Genomic DNA, 16,419 nt, shown 5'->3' with positions numbered 1-16,419 from the left:
GGGTGATGATGGTCGAACTGCTCATATCAATCCCACTCCAGCGCGCCCATCTTCCATTCATAGGCAAGCCCGATGGCCAGGATGCCGAGGAAGATGACCATGGATATCCAGCCCGCCCATCCGGTGATGTCGAGGCTCACCGCCCAGGGGAAAAGGAACGAGGCTTCGAGGTCGAACAGCAGGAACGAGATCGCCACGAGGTAGAAGCGCACGTCGAACTGGCTGCGGCTGTCGTCGAAAGCGGGAAATCCGCATTCGTACTCGCTGTACTTCTCTGCATTGGGCTGGTGTGCACCGGTCAGGCGGGAAACGCCCATCGGCAGGAACACGAACAGGGCGGAGAGAGCCACCGCAATGAAGAGAAAGATCAGGATCGGAAGATATTGTTCGAGGTCGACCACGTATGATTCCGTCTGGGAGGTAGGGTTTCGCGCCCGCCTCTAGGCCTCTCGCCAGAATGGTGCAAGGGCAAGTCGGGCAGAGTTTCCCGTGAATTTTACAAGTGCTCTTGAGCCGGTGTTAACACCTTGGCGGCAAGGCGGGGTCCTGAATTACCGACAGGGGTCAAAAGCATGATGAAGAAATTCGCACTCGCCAGCGCAATTGCTGCCGCTTCGCTCACCTACGCCGCGCCCGCAGCAGCCAAGAACGTTACTGCCGATGTCGAGCAAATTGCCAAGATCATCCGCGAAGAGGGGCTCCAGGCCAAGATCGAGGACTCCGACGGCGAGAAATACATCGTCAGCGGATTGTCGGGATATAACTTCGTGATCCGTTTCTTCGGTTGCGAAGAAAAGATGAAGGATTGCAAGTTCATCCAGTTCCGGGCCGCCTTCAGCCCCGACAACAAGCCGACTGTTGCGGACGTGAACCAGTTCTCCGCCGACAATTTTTTCGCGCGGTTCTATGTCGATGATGAAAGCGATCCGGTGATCGAAATGGATCTCGACCTCGAACAGGGCGGCATGTCGCGCGCGCTCTTCGTGGACAATATCGCCTATTGGAACACGGTGCTCGGCAAATATGGCGAGTTCGCCTTCAGCAAGGACAAGTGATCAGTCGAGGGGGAGCCGCCTGATCTGCACCGGGTCGGGCTGTTTCCCCTCGCCCAAATGGCCGGCGACATATCTGTCCCACTGGCCATTGCCTATGTAATACAGGGCATCCTTGCCGAGGTATCCCGAGAGCGGCTCGGTCCAGTCGGGATTGGCCTGTTCAAGCACCTCGTGACCGGTCACTCGATTTCCGTCTTCTGACAGATCGAAGCGCGAAATTCGCATGGGACTGGTGCCGTTCTGGATCGCGATTAGCGCATTTCCGTGGCGAAACATGGCATCCGTCCCGTCAAGTATCACGGGTATGTGTGCGCCGAGCCGCGAAACCTCGCCTGTCGCAAGATCGATTATTGCGATGCCATAGCGATAGTCGCTGACGTAAAGGCGCGAACCGTCGGCACTGGCTGCAAGTCCTTGCGGTGAACGAAACGTCCCCGGCGCAACCAGCGTTTCTATGGTCTCGCGGTCCTTGCCGAAACGATAGACCGCTCCGCCTATGGGATCGCTGGCGTAGATCATTCCCTCCGGGGTCCGGTGGAGGTCCGACAGGATTGCACCTTCGGGAGCCGCAATCCGCGCACCGCCGAACAGGCCGATCAGCCCCGAAAAACCCCTCTCAGGGCCATCCGACTGGTCGATATTTCCGGAGGTCACCCAGATTTCCCCGGTCAGATTATCGTAGACGATGCCGGACAAATTGTCTGCGCCTTCGGGATGAAGAGCGCTCCACTCCTCGCCCGGACCCGTGCTCCAGATAGAGCGCCCCGTAACGGAGGTGACCGCGACTTTGCCGGTATCCAGGTCAGGAAGGACGCTTTCGACCAGACCTGCCTCGGCCGGCACGGTCCAGGCGACGTCGCTGCTCCCGACAGGTTTTGCGGGCGGCAGCAGGAGTGACCTCGCCCGCTCGGCATAGTCGTTCCCTACCAGTTTGGGAATTTGGCCGCGGGCGACCTCGCTGAAGACGTAGCCACGCTCGTTCAGCCATTGCAGCGTGCCCAGCAGCGCTTCGATTTCGCCTGCCTCCAGCTGCGCATTAAGCAGCCTGAGGCGCACGCTCGAAGAATCGGGAAAGGCCGCGGCCAGAGCGGTCAGGCCATCGATGTCCCGAATTTGCCCTGTTGCCGCATCGACCGCCCGCCATTCGGCAGGTGCCGGCGCAGGCATGGAAACCGCCAGCGGCTCGTGGATCGTGCCGCACCCCGCAACGGCGATGGCTGCAAGCGCGGCCGAAGCGGCAAGCAGCCTCATTTCATCATGGTCTTGACGGCCTTCTCCGTAGCCGAGCCGTAGGGTGGCTTGAACCCGCCCAGCTTGGCGACGTCGATCTTGGGCTGCGTATAGACGCTGCGCGCGTGGCTGAATTCGCGGAAGCCCTCGACTCCGTGATAGCTGCCCATGCCCGAAGGACCGACGCCGCCGAAAGGCAGGTCTTCCATCGAAACGTGGAAAATCACGTCATTGACGGTCACGCCGCCGCTGATCGTGCGCTTCAGCACCTTCTCGCGCTCGTCACTGTCGTCGCCGAAGTAATAGAGGCCGAGCGGGCGGTCGTTCTCGTTCACATAGTCGATCGCCTCGTCGATGCCCTTGTAGGTCTTCACCGGCAGGACCGGGCCGAAGATTTCCTCCTGCATCGCCTTCATGTCGTCGGTCACGCCCTTGAGGATGGTCAGCGGCATCTTGCGCGCATTGCTGCTGCCGAAATCCTCGTTGCCCGGATTGACCTCGATCACCTCCGCGCCTTTGTCACGCGCATCGGCAACCATGTCCTGCAGCCTGTCGAAATGGCGGTCGGAGACGAGGCTCGCATAATCCTCGTTCTCGAGCATGGTCGGATACATGTTGGCCGTGCCCTGCCACACGCCGTGGATCGCCTCGTCCTGCTTGCTCTCGGGCACATACATATAGTCGGGCGCGAGGCAGATTTGCCCGGCATTCATCATCTTGCCCATTGCGATCCGCTCACCCGCCTTGGCGAAGTCCGCACTCTCGCCGAGGAAGACCGGGCTTTTGCCGCCCAGTTCGAGCGTGACGGGCACGAGGTTTTTCGAGGCCGCTTCCATCACCTTCTTGCCCGTCGCGGTCGAGCCGGTGAAGACAAGATGATCGAAAGGAAGTTCGGAGAATGCCGCTGCCACTTCCGGCCCGCCGGTGAAGACCGCGCATTCATCGGGGCTGAAATATTCCTCGACCAGTTCCTTCATCATCAGGCTGGTCTTGCCGGTGAATTCGCTCGGCTTGATCATGGCGCGGTTGCCCGCAGCGAAGACCTGCATCAGCGGGCCGAAGGTCAAATTGACCGGGAAATTCCACGGGCTGAGGATGCCGACCACGCCCTTGGGTTCGTAGCGCAGTTCAGCTTTCGCGCCGAGCAGTCCCAGCGGGAACTGGACGCTGCGCTTCTCGCTGCGCGACCACTTGTCCATGTGCTTGAGGCAGTATTTCCCGAAGTTCACCGTTCCCGCTATGTCGGTGATCATCGATTGCATCGGCGAACGGTTGCCGAAGTCGGCGCTCATCACCTTGCACAGGTCGTCGCCATGTTCCTTCAGCAGCTTCATCGCGCGCTTGATGCGGCTCTTGCGGGCTTCCATCGGCTCGGGCCGCGCCTCGGTGAATACCGCACGCTGCTTGCGGAGAACGTCCTCCATCGCGACCTTCTGATTGTCCGCCATCGTATTCTCCATGTGTCTATGTTGCGCGCTACCCGCACAATGCCTATCTCGGCGGCCAGATATTCCAGACAACAAGGACCAGCACAAGCATGTCTCAGTTCAGCGCAACCGATCCCGTCGTCATCCTGTCCTATGCCCGCACGCCGATGGGCAGCATGCAGGGAGCGCTGGCTGATGTCTCGGCAACCGACCTCGGCGCAACGGCGGTGAAGGCGGCGGTCGAGCGCTCGGGCGTGGCTCCGGAGAAATTCGACCGCACCTACATGGGCTGCGTGCTTCCCGCCGGCCTCGGCCAGGCCCCTGCCCGCCAGGCCTCGATCAAGGCCGGCCTGCCGAAATCGGTCCAGGCAACGACGGTCAACAAGGTCTGCGGCAGCGGCATGCAGACGGTCATCATGGGCGCCGAAGCGCTCGCTAGCGGCACTGTCGATTATGTCGTTGCAGGCGGCATGGAGAGCATGACCAACGCTCCTTACCTCCTCAAGAAGCACCGCAGCGGCGCGCGCATCGGCCACGATACGACCTATGACCACATGTTCCTCGACGGGTTGGAAGACGCCTATGAGGAAGGCCGCGCCATGGGCACCTTTGCTCAGGACACGGCGAACGAATACCAACTCACCCGCGAGCAGATGGACGATTACTCGATCGAATCGCTGCGCCGCGCGAACGCCGCCATCGAAAGCGGCGCCTTTGCCGATGAAGTCGTCGGCGTGACTTATGCGACGCGCGGCGGCGACGTCACAGTCGATACCGACGAAGCGCCGGGTCGCGGCAAGCCCGACAAGATTCCGACGCTGCGCCCCGCATTCGCGAAGGACGGCACAATCACGGCTGCCACCTCCTCCTCGATCTCTGACGGCGCGGCGGCTGTCGTGCTCACGCGCGAAAGCGTCGCCAAGGAAAACGGACAGGAGCCGGTCGCGAAGATCGTCGCCATGGCTGCCCACGCCCAAGAGCCGAGCGAATTCACGGTTGCGCCTGTCGGCGCGATCCAGAAGGTCCTCGACAAGGCTGGCTGGTCGGCCGACGATGTCGACCTGTGGGAAGTCAACGAAGCCTTCGCCTGCGTTGCGATGTTCGCCATGCGCGACATCGGCATCCCGCACGAGAAGATCAACGTCAACGGCGGCGGCACCGCTCTTGGCCACCCGATCGGTGCCAGCGGCACGCGCATCATCGTCACGCTGCTCAACGCCTTGAAGCAGCAGGGCAAGAAGCGCGGCGTCGCCAGCCTCTGCATCGGCGGCGGTGAAGCCACCGCGGTGGCAGTCGAGCTCGTCTAAATTTCGCCATATTGCCAAACCTCTCCGTGAGGCGCATGAATCGGTCGATCCGCCAGAAGATCGACCGGTTCGCTTTTTGAGTCGCGCCCACGATTGAGAGGATTACCCGATGAAGAAAATCATAGCGCTCGCCGCCTTTGCGGCGCTTGCCGCATGTTCCCAGGCCGAAGAGGCCGACGACACCGATACTATGGCCGATGAAACTTCCGTGACCGAGCAGGCCCCTGCGGTGGCAGATGAGGGTCCGGAACCGGGTGATTATGTCGCAACCTATCCCGACGGCTCCGAACTCGCATTCACCACTACTGCGGACGGCACATTCACCGCGACGCAGGCCGACGGTACGACTGCAAACGGCACCTTCGAGTTGCGCGACGGGAAAACCTGCTTCGTCAGCGACCCGCCTTCAGAGGACGATAGCTGTTGGGGTGCCCGCGTGATGAGTGACGACGGCAGCTGGACCTCGACCAACGACGCCGGCGTCACCGTTACTGTCCGACCGGCAGCCTGACAGGCAGCGCATAATTATTCCGGACCCTTCCCCGCGCAATCTGCGTTGGTGCGGGGAAAGGGGAAGGAATAGTGAAAAAACTTCTGATTATCGCGGCTTGTGCCTCGCTTGCGGCATGCGGCTCCAATGAGGCCGAGCAAACGGCTGAGCCTGTGGACACCACTGCGGGACAGACGGATACCGCCACTGCCGATCAGATGGCGGGCACTTACGAAATTACGCTCGAGGACGGCACCGTGGTCCGTCAGACCATCAATACCGACGGCACCTATGTCGATACGACGCTCGACGGTACCGAGACCGAGCGCGGCACCTGGCGCCAGCAGGGCGAACAGATGTGCTTCGATCCCGAAGGCGATGGCGCGGAAGCCTGCTATACCGGCGGCGCGCCCGGTGCCGATGGCAGTTTCGAGGTTCGCGACGCGAGTGGAAACGTAAGTTCGTCGGTCCGCCGGATCGAGGATTGATCCGATCGCACACTGACACCTAGGATAGGGCGGTTCGCAGGAGCCGCCCTGTTCCTTTTAGGAGATCCACATGTTGCGTGTTTTGTCGCTTTGCCTGGGCTGTTCGCTCGCCGCCTGCAACTCCGGCGCAGAGGATACCCAAGATAATGTTGGGACCGAAGAGGCCACGGTGCAAGCCCCCGAATTCTTCAGCATGGGCCCGGGCGTCTACGATATCACGGGCGGCGAAGGCGTCGTTTACGCAACGAGCGAGTTGCGCGCGGACGGTACCTATATCGACAGCGCCGGTGACCAGGTCGTCGGCAACGGTACATGGACGGCCGATGGCCCCAATGTGTGTTTCGACCCCGAAGGCGATGGCGAAGACCAGCAGGAACGCTGCTGGACCAATTCACCACTGGCGGAAGACGGCAGCTTCGTGACCACGCGAGACGACGGCAGCCAGAGCTATACCGTCACGCCTCGATCCGAATAGATCAGGGCTTGCCCGCCCCCCAGAGCTGTTCCTGGCGCACATAGCCCGAACGATTGGCCACGCGCAGTTCGCACCAACCCCGCCCGCAATCGCCGAGCACACCTATGACGCCCGGCTCCAGGCGCCACTTGATCGGTGAACTGCCGTCGGGATCCTCACGCATGGCAGCCGGTTCGCTGCCGATCACGATTGCGCCGTGATCGGGGCTTAACAGGCGCGAGGCGACCCAGCCCCGCGTGCCGTCCGGATCTTCGATCAGTCGCCAGCCTTCCAGTACGCGAACGACCTTGATGGGTAGGCCCGGGCGTCGATAAACCCAGTCGATCTTGTAATCGGCACTCGGGCCGACACGCATGTTGATCTCGCTCGATCGCAAGGTCGCCCAATAAGGCACTTCGCGGTCCTGCGCGCCGGCCGGAACAGCCAGTGCCGCAAGCACCGGGAAAAGTAAGAGAATTCGCTTCAGCATGCCCCTGCCATCATATCCCTCGTGTCGCGCACCTACAAGCGCCGCTTGACCGCCCCGATGCCAAAAGCGTAGCGAGTTGGATTGCATGGTTACGACACAAACGCCCGATCCCGCACCGGAGAAACGCCTGACCCGCAAACCCCGCGTGGTGGTGACCCGCAGGCTCGGTCCGGCAGTGGAAGAACGCATGGGCGAATTGTTCGAAGTGCGCACCAATGCAAGCGATATGGAGCTCACCCGCGAACAGCTGATCGACGCGATGCAGGCCTGTGACGTCCTTGTTCCCACAGTCACCGACCGGATCGATGCCGAGATGATCGACCAGGCAGGCGAGGGTCTGGGGTTGATCGCCAATTTTGGTGCGGGCACCGAGCATATCGACCTTGCTGCCGCAGCCTCGCGCAAGATCATCGTCACGAATACGCCCGGCGTCTTTACCGACGATACTGCCGACCTCACCATGGCAGGCATCATCGGCGTACCGCGGCGCATCCGCGAAGGCGTGCAACTTATCCGCAGCGGCGAATGGACGGGCTGGGCTCCCACGGCGATGCTGGGGCGCAAGCTGGGCGGCAAGACCCTCGGCATCATCGGCATGGGCCGCATCGGGCAGGCGGTGGCACACCGGGCCCGCGCCTTCGGTCTGGAAATCGCCTATCACAACCGCAAGCGCCTGCCCGAAGCGATCGAGCGCATGTTCGGCGCGACCTATGTGGAAAATCTCGACGATCTCGTAGCGCAGGCGGACATCCTCACGCTTCACTGCCCGGCCAGTCCGGGCAATCATCACCTGATCGACGCGCGGCGACTCGGCTTGATGAAAGAGGGTGCGAGCCTCATCAACACCGCGCGTGGCGACCTGGTCGATTACGAAGCGCTGATCGAAGCCCTCGAAAGCGGGCATCTCGCCGGCGCGGGTCTCGACGTCTTTCCGGACGAGCCCAATGTCGACGAACGCCTCATTCGCCACCCCAATGTCATGACCCTCCCTCACATCGGCAGCGCCACGCGCGAGGGGCGCGAGGATTCGGGAATGAAGGTCATCGCCAATATCCGCATGTGGGCCGACGGCCACCGCCCGCCCGACCAGGTTCTGAGCGGGCTGTAAGCGCGAAGGTGACGAAGTTGACACAGCGACAGCTGCAGGTTCTGCTTCCAAACTCCTGTGACTATTAAAGAAAGCTGTAGCCGAACGAAGTTGACACTTCGTCGAAGCAGATGCCCCTTCAGCTGATAGCCATGAGCCTGATGCCCATGCCGCATGGGAAGTCTTGGGGGCGTTGCGAAGCATGGCGGGAGACGAGCATATTTTGCGCGAGTAGGAAAATACTTGCATCCCTGCCCACGCAATCATCGAGCTTGCATTGGCAGCATGGGCCTCTAATCGCTTGTAGCCATGGACGAATTTTCAGCCAGGATCGAAGCTCTCGAGCATCTTTGGATGCGCAGCTGGGCGCAACGTGACCGCAACCAGATGAAGGCGCTCGCCTCGAAGGACTTCATCTTCCTGCTCGGTTCGAAAAGTCCGGCCATCCTCGACCGTGCCAGCTGGCTCGAGGCGGCCACCACGCGCTTCCGCTGCAACGGCTACCGCTTCGACGAGGTATACGTCCGCCGTCACGGCGACATTGCCGTCTTCGCGACCCGCATGACGCTAGACGCGACCATGGGCGATCACGAATGGTCGGGGGAAACCTGGCTCATGGACCTGTGGCGAAAGGGCAAGGTTCGCCGCAAGTGGAGGATCGTCGAACGCACGATCTCGCGGCCCGATACCGACGGCAAGATGCCGGATGCGATCAGGTCGATGCAGCTGTGGCGCTAGGCGTCGGCTGCGGCCAGGTGGCTGCTGATTTGCTCGATGATTTGCTTCACGGCACGGCGCGAACATCCCATTTCGAAATGCCGGAAAGGCAATTCGATCGCTACGTCGCGTTCTCCCGGTAATCCGCGCGCGCTCGCAGGAGCAACGACGCCATCGACGGGCGACCAGAAGGCAAGCGTAAGAACCGGGGGCTTGACCGCAGGATCGTCCGGCAGAGGCGGCGCATCGACCGGATGATCGGCAAGCAGTTCGTACAGCCGCCACGCGTTGTTGGCCCTGCGACTGCCTGAAAAGGGCGTGCCGAGCGTTGCGACGAGAGCCACTTTTTCGGGATGCCTCTGGGCCAGAACCCGAGTGTAGAACCCGCCAAGGCTCCATCCGATCAAGATCGCGCGCTTTCCTTCGGTCTGGACTGCATCCGCCAGTAGCGTCTCCAGCGAATGGAATTTCTCCGCCGAAACCGTCATGTTGCGGCCCAGTCCGCCTGCCCGCGGCTTAAACCCAGCGGCTTCCAGCGAATTGCGCAGTAAAGCAGTCGAACGATCACCCGATGCCATTCCCGGCAGGACGATGACCGGCATTCCGGCGGCGTGGACGTTCGTTTCCACCGGATCGCGAAAAGGTGCGGCGGCAATTTTCGGCAGGCACAGCGGCTCTGTCAGCCAGCGCGCGAGTGAGGGAGCATGGCTGTCATCACCTTTCCCTCTGCCCATTCGCGTCAATCCCCTGTCAGGATCCGCTCGACCAGCTGCGCCACGGTGGGCGTGAAGTTGTTCGAGTAGAACGGGTCCTGCTTGAAGCGGTAGGCTGCGTGGCCGGCGAAGGCGAGGTTCTCGTCCGGGTCGCCGCCGTGGGCGATGTCCTGCAGGGTCTTCTGGATGCAGAAGCTGCGCGGATCGGCGAGACGGCCAGTCGTGTGGTTGTCGTGGTCCTTCCAGCTGCTGAACTGGCAATGCGACAGGCAACCCATGCAGCCCTGCTGGTCGGCGCGGATCTGCTCGGCGCTTTCGGGGGTGACAAACACCACCGTGTCGTCGGGAGTCTTGAGCGGTTCGGTGAAGCCCTCGTGTATCCAGGCAAGGGCCTTGCGCTGGTCGCCCGGGTGGACGAAGAAATACTTCGCCTTGCCGTGATCGAGAAGCGGGATGGTGCCTTCTTCCTGATCGCGCTTGAAGATCGGGATCTGGCGCTCGCTGCGGTGCATCAGATCGTAAAGGAACGGCGTCTTCACCGCGCTGGAATAGAAGCCGGTTGGGCTGAACTTGTGCAGCAACACGTCGCCTGGTTCGACCGTGCGCAGCATGTCCTTCCAAACCTGCGGGATCGGGCTTTCGTGCGTCAGCAGCGGGCGCGTGCCGAACTGGAAGGCGATCTTCCCGAGCTCGGGATTGTCGATCCAGTCGTTCCATTCGCGCAGGAACCACACGCCGCCCGCCATGACGATCGCGACATCTTCGGAAACGCCCTCGGCGCGCATGGTTTCACGCAGTGCTTTCACGCGCGGATACGGGTCTTCCGGCTTGCGCGGGTCCTCGGCATTGGAGAGGCCGTTGTGGCCACCAGCCAGCCAGGGATCTTCATAGACCACGGCCGCGAGCCATTCGGGCACCTTGGAATAGCTGCGCTTCCACAGGGCGCGGAAGGCACGGGCCGAGCTGATGATCGGCAGGTAGTAGACCTTGTGATGCGCGGCGATCTCGGCGAGCTTGTAGGGCATGCCAGCGCCGCAGGTGACGCCGGTGACCATGCCGGGGCAGTTTTCCAGCACGCCTTCCATTACGCGCTGCGCTCCGCCCATTTCCCACAGCACGTTGATGTTGATCGCGCCCTTGCCGTCGGCGATTTCATAGGCGCGCTTCACCTGTTCGGTGGCGCCATCGATACCGTACTGGACCAGCTGTTCGAAACGCTCCACGCGGGTTGCCTGCGGATAGACCTGCGGGATCGGATTGCCGTCCTCGTCATAGCTGTCGGCATTCACCGCGCTGACCGTGCCGATACCACCGGCAGCGGCCCAGGCGCCCGAGCTCATGTGATTCGTGGCGGAGACACCCTTGCCGCCTTCGATCAACGGCAAGACTTCGCGTCCGCCGTAAACAATCGGGCTCAGACCCTTGAAACTCATGTATTTCTCTCTCTTATCGGTTTGACGCCAATGCGGCGTCTAGCCTTGCGTCACGCTGTCGCTGCGGCAGGGCTTGATCTCTCCGGGTTCAGGCCTGTTAGCGGCTGCCTTGAACTGTGCATAGTAGCCCGACAGTTCGGGAGCATCCTTGAAGGCGACCAGCTCGTAGCCCACCCGCTCGAATTCGCAGGATAGCAGCAGCGGATCGATCCCGTGCGCATCAGTCGGCCGGTCGACATCGACAACGACCACCTGCCCCTCTGCGCGCAGTGCGGGCCACATGCGCCAGAGGAATTCGTAGGGTTGCTCGATCTCGTGGTACATGTGGACCAGGAAGATGCGGTCGAAGCTATTCGCGGGCAGTCGCGGATCGGCAAATTCGCCACGGCGGATGGAGACATTGTCGAGCCGGTACCGCTCGACCCTGCGCCCGAGCCGGTCCAGCGCCTCGGGATCGATGTCCTGCGCAAGCACGCGGCCCGCCTCGCCTACCCGGGCGGCAAGGCGGACGGTGTAATAGCCATTACCGGCGCCAATGTCGGCGACAGTCATGCCCTCTTCGATTTCCGCCAGTTCCATGACCGTCTGCGCCTCACCGCGGCTGTCACGCTGATCTTCGGTAGAGAACTGGCTCGATGTAACTTCCGATACCGGACGGTCGGGCGCAGGAAAACCCGAGCCGCCCTCGCCCTGCCCCTTACAGGCCGACAAAAGCGCGGCCGATAAGATCAGCAAAGGCGCGCCGGCATTCACTCGGCGTCCTCCACCTCGACCGTTTCGCCCGTCACACGCTGTGCGAGCGCGGCGGAGATAAAAGGATCGAGCGCGCCGTCCAGCACATCGTCTGGCGTGGGCGAGGTGACGCCGGTGCGCAGGTCCTTGACCATCTGGTAGGGCTGCAGGACGTAGCTGCGGATCTGGTGTCCCCACCCGATCTCGCTCTTTTCCTGGTATTCGCCCGAAGCTGCCGCCTCCCGCTCGGCCATTTCGCGTTCGAACAGGCGCGCCTTGAGCATGTTCATGGCCGTGGCCTTGTTCTTGTGCTGGCTGCGGTCGTTCTGGCTTGCCACCACGATGCCGGTGGGCTGGTGGGTGATGCGAACGGCGGAATCGGTGGTGTTGACGTGCTGGCCGCCAGCGCCTGACGCGCGATAAGTGTCGATCTTGAGGTCGGCTGGATTGATTTCGATGTCGATATCGTCGTCGATCACCGGGTAGACCCAGACCGAGCTGAAGCTGGTGTGGCGGCGCGCCGAGCTGTCGTAGGGGCTGATACGGACGAGGCGGTGGACGCCGCTCTCGGTCTTGGCATAGCCATAGGCATTCTCGCCCTTGATGAGCAGCGTCGCGCCCTTGATGCCCGCCTGTTCACCAGCCTGGTATTCGACCGTCTCGATTTTGAATCCGCGACGTTCCGCCCAGCGTCCGTACATGCGGAAGAGCATTTCGGCCCAGTCCTGGCTCTCGGTCCCGCCGGCACCGGCGTGGATTTCGAGATAGGTATCGTTGGCATCTGCCTCGCCCGAAAGCAGGGCCTGCACCTTGTCGCGATCGGCCCTGTCGGCGAGCGACTGGAGGCTGGTGAGACCCTCGGCGATAACCTCGTCGTCGCCCTCGGCCTCGCCCATTTCGACGAATTCGATCGCATCGCCCATCTCGCTCTCGATGTCGCGGACGGTGTTGATCGCGGTTTCGAGCCGCTTCTGCTCCTGCGTGATCGCCTGTGCCTGCTTGGGATCATCCCACAGTGTTGGGTCCTGCACACGGGCGTCGAGCTCGTCGAGGCGGCGCAGCGCGCGCTCCCAGTCGAGCGACTGGCGCACGAGCGCGAGCGCTGCTTCGATACGGTCGATATTGGCCTGCCCTTCGGCACGCATAGTCAATTCCTCAAATCACTGGTCCGCCCACCTAGCGCGCGGGCGGCGATTGTAAAGTAACGCGGGGTATGAGGTTAGTAGATGCCGCCCTGGTCTTCGACGAAGTCGGTTGGCTGGTCGTCGCGGCCTTGCTGCGTCGGCCCCCTCACCCCTTCGCGTGCACGGCGGATGAGGTCGAGGATCTCGCTGCGCTTCGCTGCCAGCTCGTCCGAGCGTGTCGCACGAGCCGGTTCGGTGTCGGGCTTGAAGGCTTCCCAGATAACGGCAGCGGTCGGTTCGTTGGTCGGGGTGCCTTCGAACACGCGCTTTCCGCTGCGCCGGTCGATCTTGACCATGCGAATGCCCGGCGGGGCGATGAAATCGTCGCTGGTCCAGCGATCGCGCGTCGCCTCGATGAACTGCTTCATGATCGGCGCGGCGGTATTGCCGCCCTGCACCCACCCGCCAAGATTGCGGGGCTGGTCGAAGCCGACATACATGCCCGCGATGATATCGGGCGTTCCGCCGACGAACCAGGCGTTGGTCGGTCCGTTGGTTGTGCCGGTCTTGCCGAACAAGGGGAGATCGAGGCTGCGCAGGCGCACTGCCGTACCGCGCGTCACCACGCCCTGGAGCATGTGGACGACCTGGAAGGCGGTGCGCGGGTCGAGCACCTGGCGCCCGCCCGGCTCGAAACGCGGCATGGGCTGGCCGTCCCATTCATCCATATTGCACCTGTTGCAGTCTCGCCGATCACTGCGGAAGATCACTTTGCCGCGGCGGTCCTGCACATAGTCGATGACCGTGCCCTCGTGCTGGCGACCCCAGTTGGCGAGCGCTGCATAGCCGTTGACCATCTTCGCAACCGTCGTGTCGCCAGCGCCCAGCGCGAAGGAATAATAGGGTTCGTAATCGCCGATACCGAGGCGGCTGATCGTTTCTGTGACGTTCTGCATGCCGGTATCGTCGGCGATGTGCACCGTCATGAGGTTCCGGCTCTGCTCGAGACCCCAGCGCATCGTGTGTTCGCCGCCACCACCGCCGCCGAAGTTGCGGAAGCATTTCTCGCCAAGGTTCGCGCCCTGCCAGACGCAGAAGGTCTGGTCAGGGACCATGGTGGCGGGAGTCATCCCGTGATCGAGCGCGCTGGCATAGACGAAGGGCTTGATGGTCGAACCCGGTTGGCGCAGCGCCTGAGTGGCCCGGTTGAAGCTGCCGAGACGGCTGTCGAACCCGCCCTGCATGGCCAGCACGCGGCCCGTCTTGGGCGATTCCGCGAGGAAGCCCCCCGACACTTCCGGCACACCGCGGATGGCATAGCCCTCGCCGGTCTTTACCGCGGCGACCACATCGCCGACCTTCACCGAGGACGGAGCACCCGAGAGCGCATAATCCTCGCCATCGGTCATCCCGATCTTGGGCGAGGAACCGCCTTCGGTGATGACCCCGATCCTCCAGTCCTCGTAATTGATCGAGATGTTGGAGGAGGCGAGCTGCGAGTGGAGGTCGCCATTCTCCGGATTAAGCGTGGCGATCGGGCCCGTGTAGCCACGATTGCCGTGATAGCGCAGTAATTGCGCGCGCAGGGCATCGCGGGCGGCATCCTGCAATTCGGTGTCGAGCGAGGTGCGTACCCATAGGCCGCCGGCATAGACGCTGTTGCCCGTCTCGCCGCTTTCGCCCGTTTCTTCGGCAGTCTCGCCGAACTTCTCGATCAGCTGGCGGCGGACTTCCTCGAGGAAATAACCGGCATCCGCCGAGCGTTCGGTGCGCTGCTGGACGAGGCCGAGGGGCTTGGCCTTGGCCGCGCTGGCATCTGCGCGGCTGACGAAACCGTTGGCGACCATCTGGTCGAGCACGAAATTGCGCCGTTCGATCGCCATGTCTTCATAGCGGGCACGACCGTAGCGTTCCGGCGCCTTGGGCAGGATGGCAAGAAATGCGGCCTCGTGCAGTTCGAGATCGCCGACATCCTTGTCGAAATAAGCGCGCGAGGCGGCCTGCACGCCGAAGCTACGGCGTCCCAGAGCGATTTCATTGAGATAGAGTTCGAGGATCTCTTCCTTGGTCAGCACCTGCTCGATGCGCTGGGCGAGGATCATTTCCTTCAGCTTGCGAGTAACCGAATACTCGTCGCCAAGAAGGAGGTTCTTCGCGACCTGCTGGGTGATCGTCGAACCACCCACCGCGCGCTCGTCGGAGCCGTATTTGGTGGCATAGTCGACGACCGCGTTGAGCGTGCCGGTGAAATCGACGCCTCCGTGGCTGAAAAAGGTCTTGTCTTCTGCCGACAGAATCGCCTCGATCATCACCTGAGGGAAATCGGCATATTGCAGCTGGACCCGACGTTCGCGGGCGTAGGAATGGACGATTTCGCCATCGACACCGCGTACCACTGTGGGCAGCGGAGTCTCGTATTCGAGCAGCGAATCGGCTTCGGGCAGGTTGCGCGCGAGCGAGGCCCAGGCAAGGACCAGAAGGATCAGGCCGATCCCGCCAAGATAGGTCAGCACGCGGAGGCGGCGGCTGTGATGCCAATTGTCTCGCATCCACGCGACGAAACGCTGCGGATCGCCGGTCAGGCGCTGGCGGACATAGCTCAAGTCGGGAATGGCAACCATAAGAGGGTCGGGCCTCTAGCACGCGCATTCTGGACAACGCCAGAACAAGAATCGCGTCTTGCCTAACTATCGCCTTCGCGCAGGAAATAGAGACGGACCGCGCGCGCCATCATCTCGGCGAAACGCTGCCGGCCCTCGGGCGAAGCAAGCCTCTGGGCATCCTCCTGGTTCGAGATGAATCCGCTCTCGAACAGGACCGAAGGAATATCAGGTGCACGCAGCACGGCCAGCCAGGCCGAACGGCGCGGCTGAGGATGGAACTGGATAATGCCCTCCCCTTGCCGCTCGATCAGTGCGGCAAACTCTCCCGAACGCTCCTGCGTCCGGCGCTGCGACAGTTCGACGAGGATATCGCTGACCGCGTCGCTTTCCTGCGACAAGTCGACCCCGCCGATGGTGTCGGATGCGTTTTCGCGCGCTGCAAAGAGCGCCGCCGCCCGACTGGAAGCCTCGTTGGAGAGCGTGTAGATGCTAGCTCCGGCGACTTCCTCGCTGTCGCCTGCGCTGTCGGCGTGGATGGAAAGAAACAGGTCGGCATCGAGCCGCTGCGCAATCCGGTAGCGTTCGTTGTGAAGCAGGTAGGTGTCGTCTTCACGGGTGAGCGCGACCCGCGCAATGCCCTGCCGCTCGATCTCCGCCTTGAGCGCTTGGGCGAGGTCGAGAACCAGGCGCTTTTCCACGTAGCCACCCGCCGTTGCGCCCGGATCGAAGCCGCCGTGGCCGGGGTCGATCACGATCAACGGCAGGGAAGAATCGCCTGCCACGCTCGGCAGGGCAACCGGCGCGTCCTCGCGGGGCAGGTCGACACGCATGACGTAGCCCGCGCCCGGCCCCATCACCCCGACGCCGCGCGCAAGCAGTACCAGCCCGCCCACGATAAGCAGTGGCAGAAGCACCAGGGCAAGAAGCGGGAAACGCCGTGTCATTCGATGAAGTGGTTAGGGGCTAAGGCACGATAAGCGCAATATAGTTGCGGCATGAAACCCACGGTGCTAGCGAACCTCTTACCGGGAACCGGTGCCTCCGAACGGCGCGTTCAAGTCGCGACGAA

General features: G+C 62.5%; 17 protein-coding genes. 7 read left to right on the top strand and 10 right to left on the bottom strand.

Going from position 1 to position 16,419, the window contains the following annotated elements; all coding sequences use genetic code 11:
* Nucleotides 1-26 precede the first annotated feature (26 nt).
* Nucleotides 27-401 carry an NADH-quinone oxidoreductase subunit A gene (gene ndhC, locus K3178_RS06125; protein WP_221570456.1) on the bottom strand — a complete coding sequence of 125 codons (375 nt, stop codon included), beginning with the start codon at nucleotides 399-401 and terminating at the stop codon, nucleotides 27-29.
* A gap of 171 nt (nucleotides 402-572) precedes the next feature.
* On the opposite strand from ndhC, the gene K3178_RS06120 reads away from it, so the two are divergent.
* A complete protein-coding gene (locus K3178_RS06120; RefSeq protein ID WP_221570455.1) occupies nucleotides 573-1,055 on the top strand; it encodes a YbjN domain-containing protein in 483 nt (160 codons plus the stop codon).
* Here the strand turns inward: K3178_RS06120 and K3178_RS06115 are convergent, their stop codons facing one another.
* Nucleotides 1,056-2,306: an NHL repeat-containing protein gene (locus K3178_RS06115; RefSeq protein WP_221570454.1), complete on the bottom strand. Its 1,251-nt coding sequence runs from the start codon at nucleotides 2,304-2,306 to the stop codon at nucleotides 1,056-1,058.
* Entirely contained in the window at nucleotides 2,303-3,733 is a 1,431-nt protein-coding gene (locus K3178_RS06110; RefSeq protein ID WP_221570453.1) for a coniferyl aldehyde dehydrogenase, read from the bottom strand. Before K3178_RS06110 ends, K3178_RS06115 begins: the two co-directional genes overlap by 4 nt.
* A gap of 89 nt (nucleotides 3,734-3,822) precedes the next feature.
* Here K3178_RS06110 and K3178_RS06105 point away from each other — a divergent pair, with 89 nt between their 5' ends.
* From K3178_RS06105 to K3178_RS06090, 4 genes are all read left to right on the top strand, one after another.
* Complete coding sequence (locus K3178_RS06105; protein ID WP_221570452.1) at nucleotides 3,823-5,019, top strand: thiolase family protein; 1,197 nt, start codon at nucleotides 3,823-3,825, stop codon at nucleotides 5,017-5,019.
* Between the two features lie 109 nt (nucleotides 5,020-5,128).
* On the top strand, nucleotides 5,129-5,530 hold the full coding sequence (locus K3178_RS06100; protein WP_221570451.1) for a hypothetical protein: 402 nt from the start codon (nucleotides 5,129-5,131) through the stop codon (nucleotides 5,528-5,530).
* A 71-nt stretch (nucleotides 5,531-5,601) separates the two neighbouring features.
* The gene (locus tag K3178_RS06095; protein WP_221570450.1) at nucleotides 5,602-5,997 is read left to right on the top strand and encodes a hypothetical protein; all 396 of its coding nucleotides are present in this window, start codon (nucleotides 5,602-5,604) and stop codon (nucleotides 5,995-5,997) included.
* Between the two features lie 70 nt (nucleotides 5,998-6,067).
* The gene (locus K3178_RS06090; protein WP_221570449.1) at nucleotides 6,068-6,472 is read left to right on the top strand and encodes a hypothetical protein; all 405 of its coding nucleotides are present in this window, start codon (nucleotides 6,068-6,070) and stop codon (nucleotides 6,470-6,472) included.
* A 1-nt stretch (nucleotide 6,473) separates the two neighbouring features.
* Here the strand turns inward: K3178_RS06090 and K3178_RS06085 are convergent, their stop codons facing one another.
* Nucleotides 6,474-6,941: an SH3 domain-containing protein gene (locus K3178_RS06085; protein WP_221570448.1), complete on the bottom strand. Its 468-nt coding sequence runs from the start codon at nucleotides 6,939-6,941 to the stop codon at nucleotides 6,474-6,476.
* An 85-nt stretch (nucleotides 6,942-7,026) separates the two neighbouring features.
* Here K3178_RS06085 and K3178_RS06080 point away from each other — a divergent pair, with 85 nt between their 5' ends.
* Nucleotides 7,027-8,049, top strand: coding sequence for a 2-hydroxyacid dehydrogenase (locus K3178_RS06080; RefSeq protein WP_221570447.1), 1,023 nt, complete (start codon nucleotides 7,027-7,029; stop codon nucleotides 8,047-8,049).
* 288 nt (nucleotides 8,050-8,337) lie between these two features.
* Entirely contained in the window at nucleotides 8,338-8,766 is a 429-nt protein-coding gene (locus tag K3178_RS06075; RefSeq protein WP_221570446.1) for a nuclear transport factor 2 family protein, read from the top strand.
* On the opposite strand, the gene K3178_RS06070 is transcribed toward K3178_RS06075, so the two are convergent.
* The 6 genes from K3178_RS06070 to K3178_RS06045 all read right to left on the bottom strand — a co-directional run bounded on the left by K3178_RS06070 (nucleotide 8,763) and on the right by K3178_RS06045 (nucleotide 16,294).
* Entirely contained in the window at nucleotides 8,763-9,479 is a 717-nt protein-coding gene (locus tag K3178_RS06070) for an alpha/beta hydrolase family protein (RefSeq protein ID WP_221570445.1), read from the bottom strand. The genes K3178_RS06075 and K3178_RS06070 overlap by 4 nt on opposite strands.
* A 5-nt stretch (nucleotides 9,480-9,484) precedes the next feature.
* Complete coding sequence (locus K3178_RS06065; protein ID WP_221570444.1) at nucleotides 9,485-10,891, bottom strand: NAD(P)H-dependent flavin oxidoreductase; 1,407 nt, start codon at nucleotides 10,889-10,891, stop codon at nucleotides 9,485-9,487.
* A 39-nt stretch (nucleotides 10,892-10,930) separates the two neighbouring features.
* Complete coding sequence (locus tag K3178_RS06060) at nucleotides 10,931-11,620, bottom strand: class I SAM-dependent methyltransferase (protein ID WP_425594609.1); 690 nt, start codon at nucleotides 11,618-11,620, stop codon at nucleotides 10,931-10,933.
* 20 nt (nucleotides 11,621-11,640) lie between these two features.
* Nucleotides 11,641-12,768, bottom strand: coding sequence for a peptide chain release factor 2 (prfB, locus tag K3178_RS06055; RefSeq protein WP_221570442.1), 1,128 nt, complete (start codon nucleotides 12,766-12,768; stop codon nucleotides 11,641-11,643).
* A gap of 74 nt (nucleotides 12,769-12,842) precedes the next feature.
* A complete protein-coding gene (locus K3178_RS06050; protein ID WP_247713622.1) occupies nucleotides 12,843-15,296 on the bottom strand; it encodes a penicillin-binding protein 1A in 2,454 nt (817 codons plus the stop codon).
* A 134-nt stretch (nucleotides 15,297-15,430) separates the two neighbouring features.
* On the bottom strand, nucleotides 15,431-16,294 hold the full coding sequence (locus K3178_RS06045; protein ID WP_221570440.1) for an N-acetylmuramoyl-L-alanine amidase family protein: 864 nt from the start codon (nucleotides 16,292-16,294) through the stop codon (nucleotides 15,431-15,433).
* Nucleotides 16,295-16,419 lie beyond the last annotated feature (125 nt).

The sequence above is a fragment of the Qipengyuania sphaerica genome, assembly GCF_019711595.1.
Lineage (GTDB): Bacteria > Pseudomonadota > Alphaproteobacteria > Sphingomonadales > Sphingomonadaceae > Qipengyuania > Qipengyuania sphaerica.
This window is presented reverse-complemented; position numbering and strand designations above follow the sequence as displayed.

Coding starts and splice junctions, on each gene's coding strand:
- K3178_RS06120 (WP_221570455.1), top strand. CDS start 573: ATGATGAAGAAATTCGCACTCGCCAGCGCAATTGCTGCCGCTTCGCTC.
- K3178_RS06115 (WP_221570454.1), bottom strand. CDS start 2,306: ATGAGGCTGCTTGCCGCTTCGGCCGCGCTTGCAGCCATCGCCGTTGCG.
- K3178_RS06110 (WP_221570453.1), bottom strand. CDS start 3,733: ATGGCGGACAATCAGAAGGTCGCGATGGAGGACGTTCTCCGCAAGCAG.
- K3178_RS06105 (WP_221570452.1), top strand. CDS start 3,823: ATGTCTCAGTTCAGCGCAACCGATCCCGTCGTCATCCTGTCCTATGCC.
- K3178_RS06100 (WP_221570451.1), top strand. CDS start 5,129: ATGAAGAAAATCATAGCGCTCGCCGCCTTTGCGGCGCTTGCCGCATGT.
- K3178_RS06090 (WP_221570449.1), top strand. CDS start 6,068: ATGTTGCGTGTTTTGTCGCTTTGCCTGGGCTGTTCGCTCGCCGCCTGC.
- K3178_RS06085 (WP_221570448.1), bottom strand. CDS start 6,941: ATGCTGAAGCGAATTCTCTTACTTTTCCCGGTGCTTGCGGCACTGGCT.
- K3178_RS06080 (WP_221570447.1), top strand. CDS start 7,027: ATGGTTACGACACAAACGCCCGATCCCGCACCGGAGAAACGCCTGACC.
- K3178_RS06075 (WP_221570446.1), top strand. CDS start 8,338: ATGGACGAATTTTCAGCCAGGATCGAAGCTCTCGAGCATCTTTGGATG.
- K3178_RS06070 (WP_221570445.1), bottom strand. CDS start 9,479: ATGGGCAGAGGGAAAGGTGATGACAGCCATGCTCCCTCACTCGCGCGC.
- K3178_RS06065 (WP_221570444.1), bottom strand. CDS start 10,891: ATGAGTTTCAAGGGTCTGAGCCCGATTGTTTACGGCGGACGCGAAGTC.
- prfB (WP_221570442.1), bottom strand. CDS start 12,768: ATGCGTGCCGAAGGGCAGGCCAATATCGACCGTATCGAAGCAGCGCTC.
- K3178_RS06050 (WP_247713622.1), bottom strand. CDS start 15,296: ATGCGAGACAATTGGCATCACAGCCGCCGCCTCCGCGTGCTGACCTAT.
- K3178_RS06045 (WP_221570440.1), bottom strand. CDS start 16,294: ATGACACGGCGTTTCCCGCTTCTTGCCCTGGTGCTTCTGCCACTGCTT.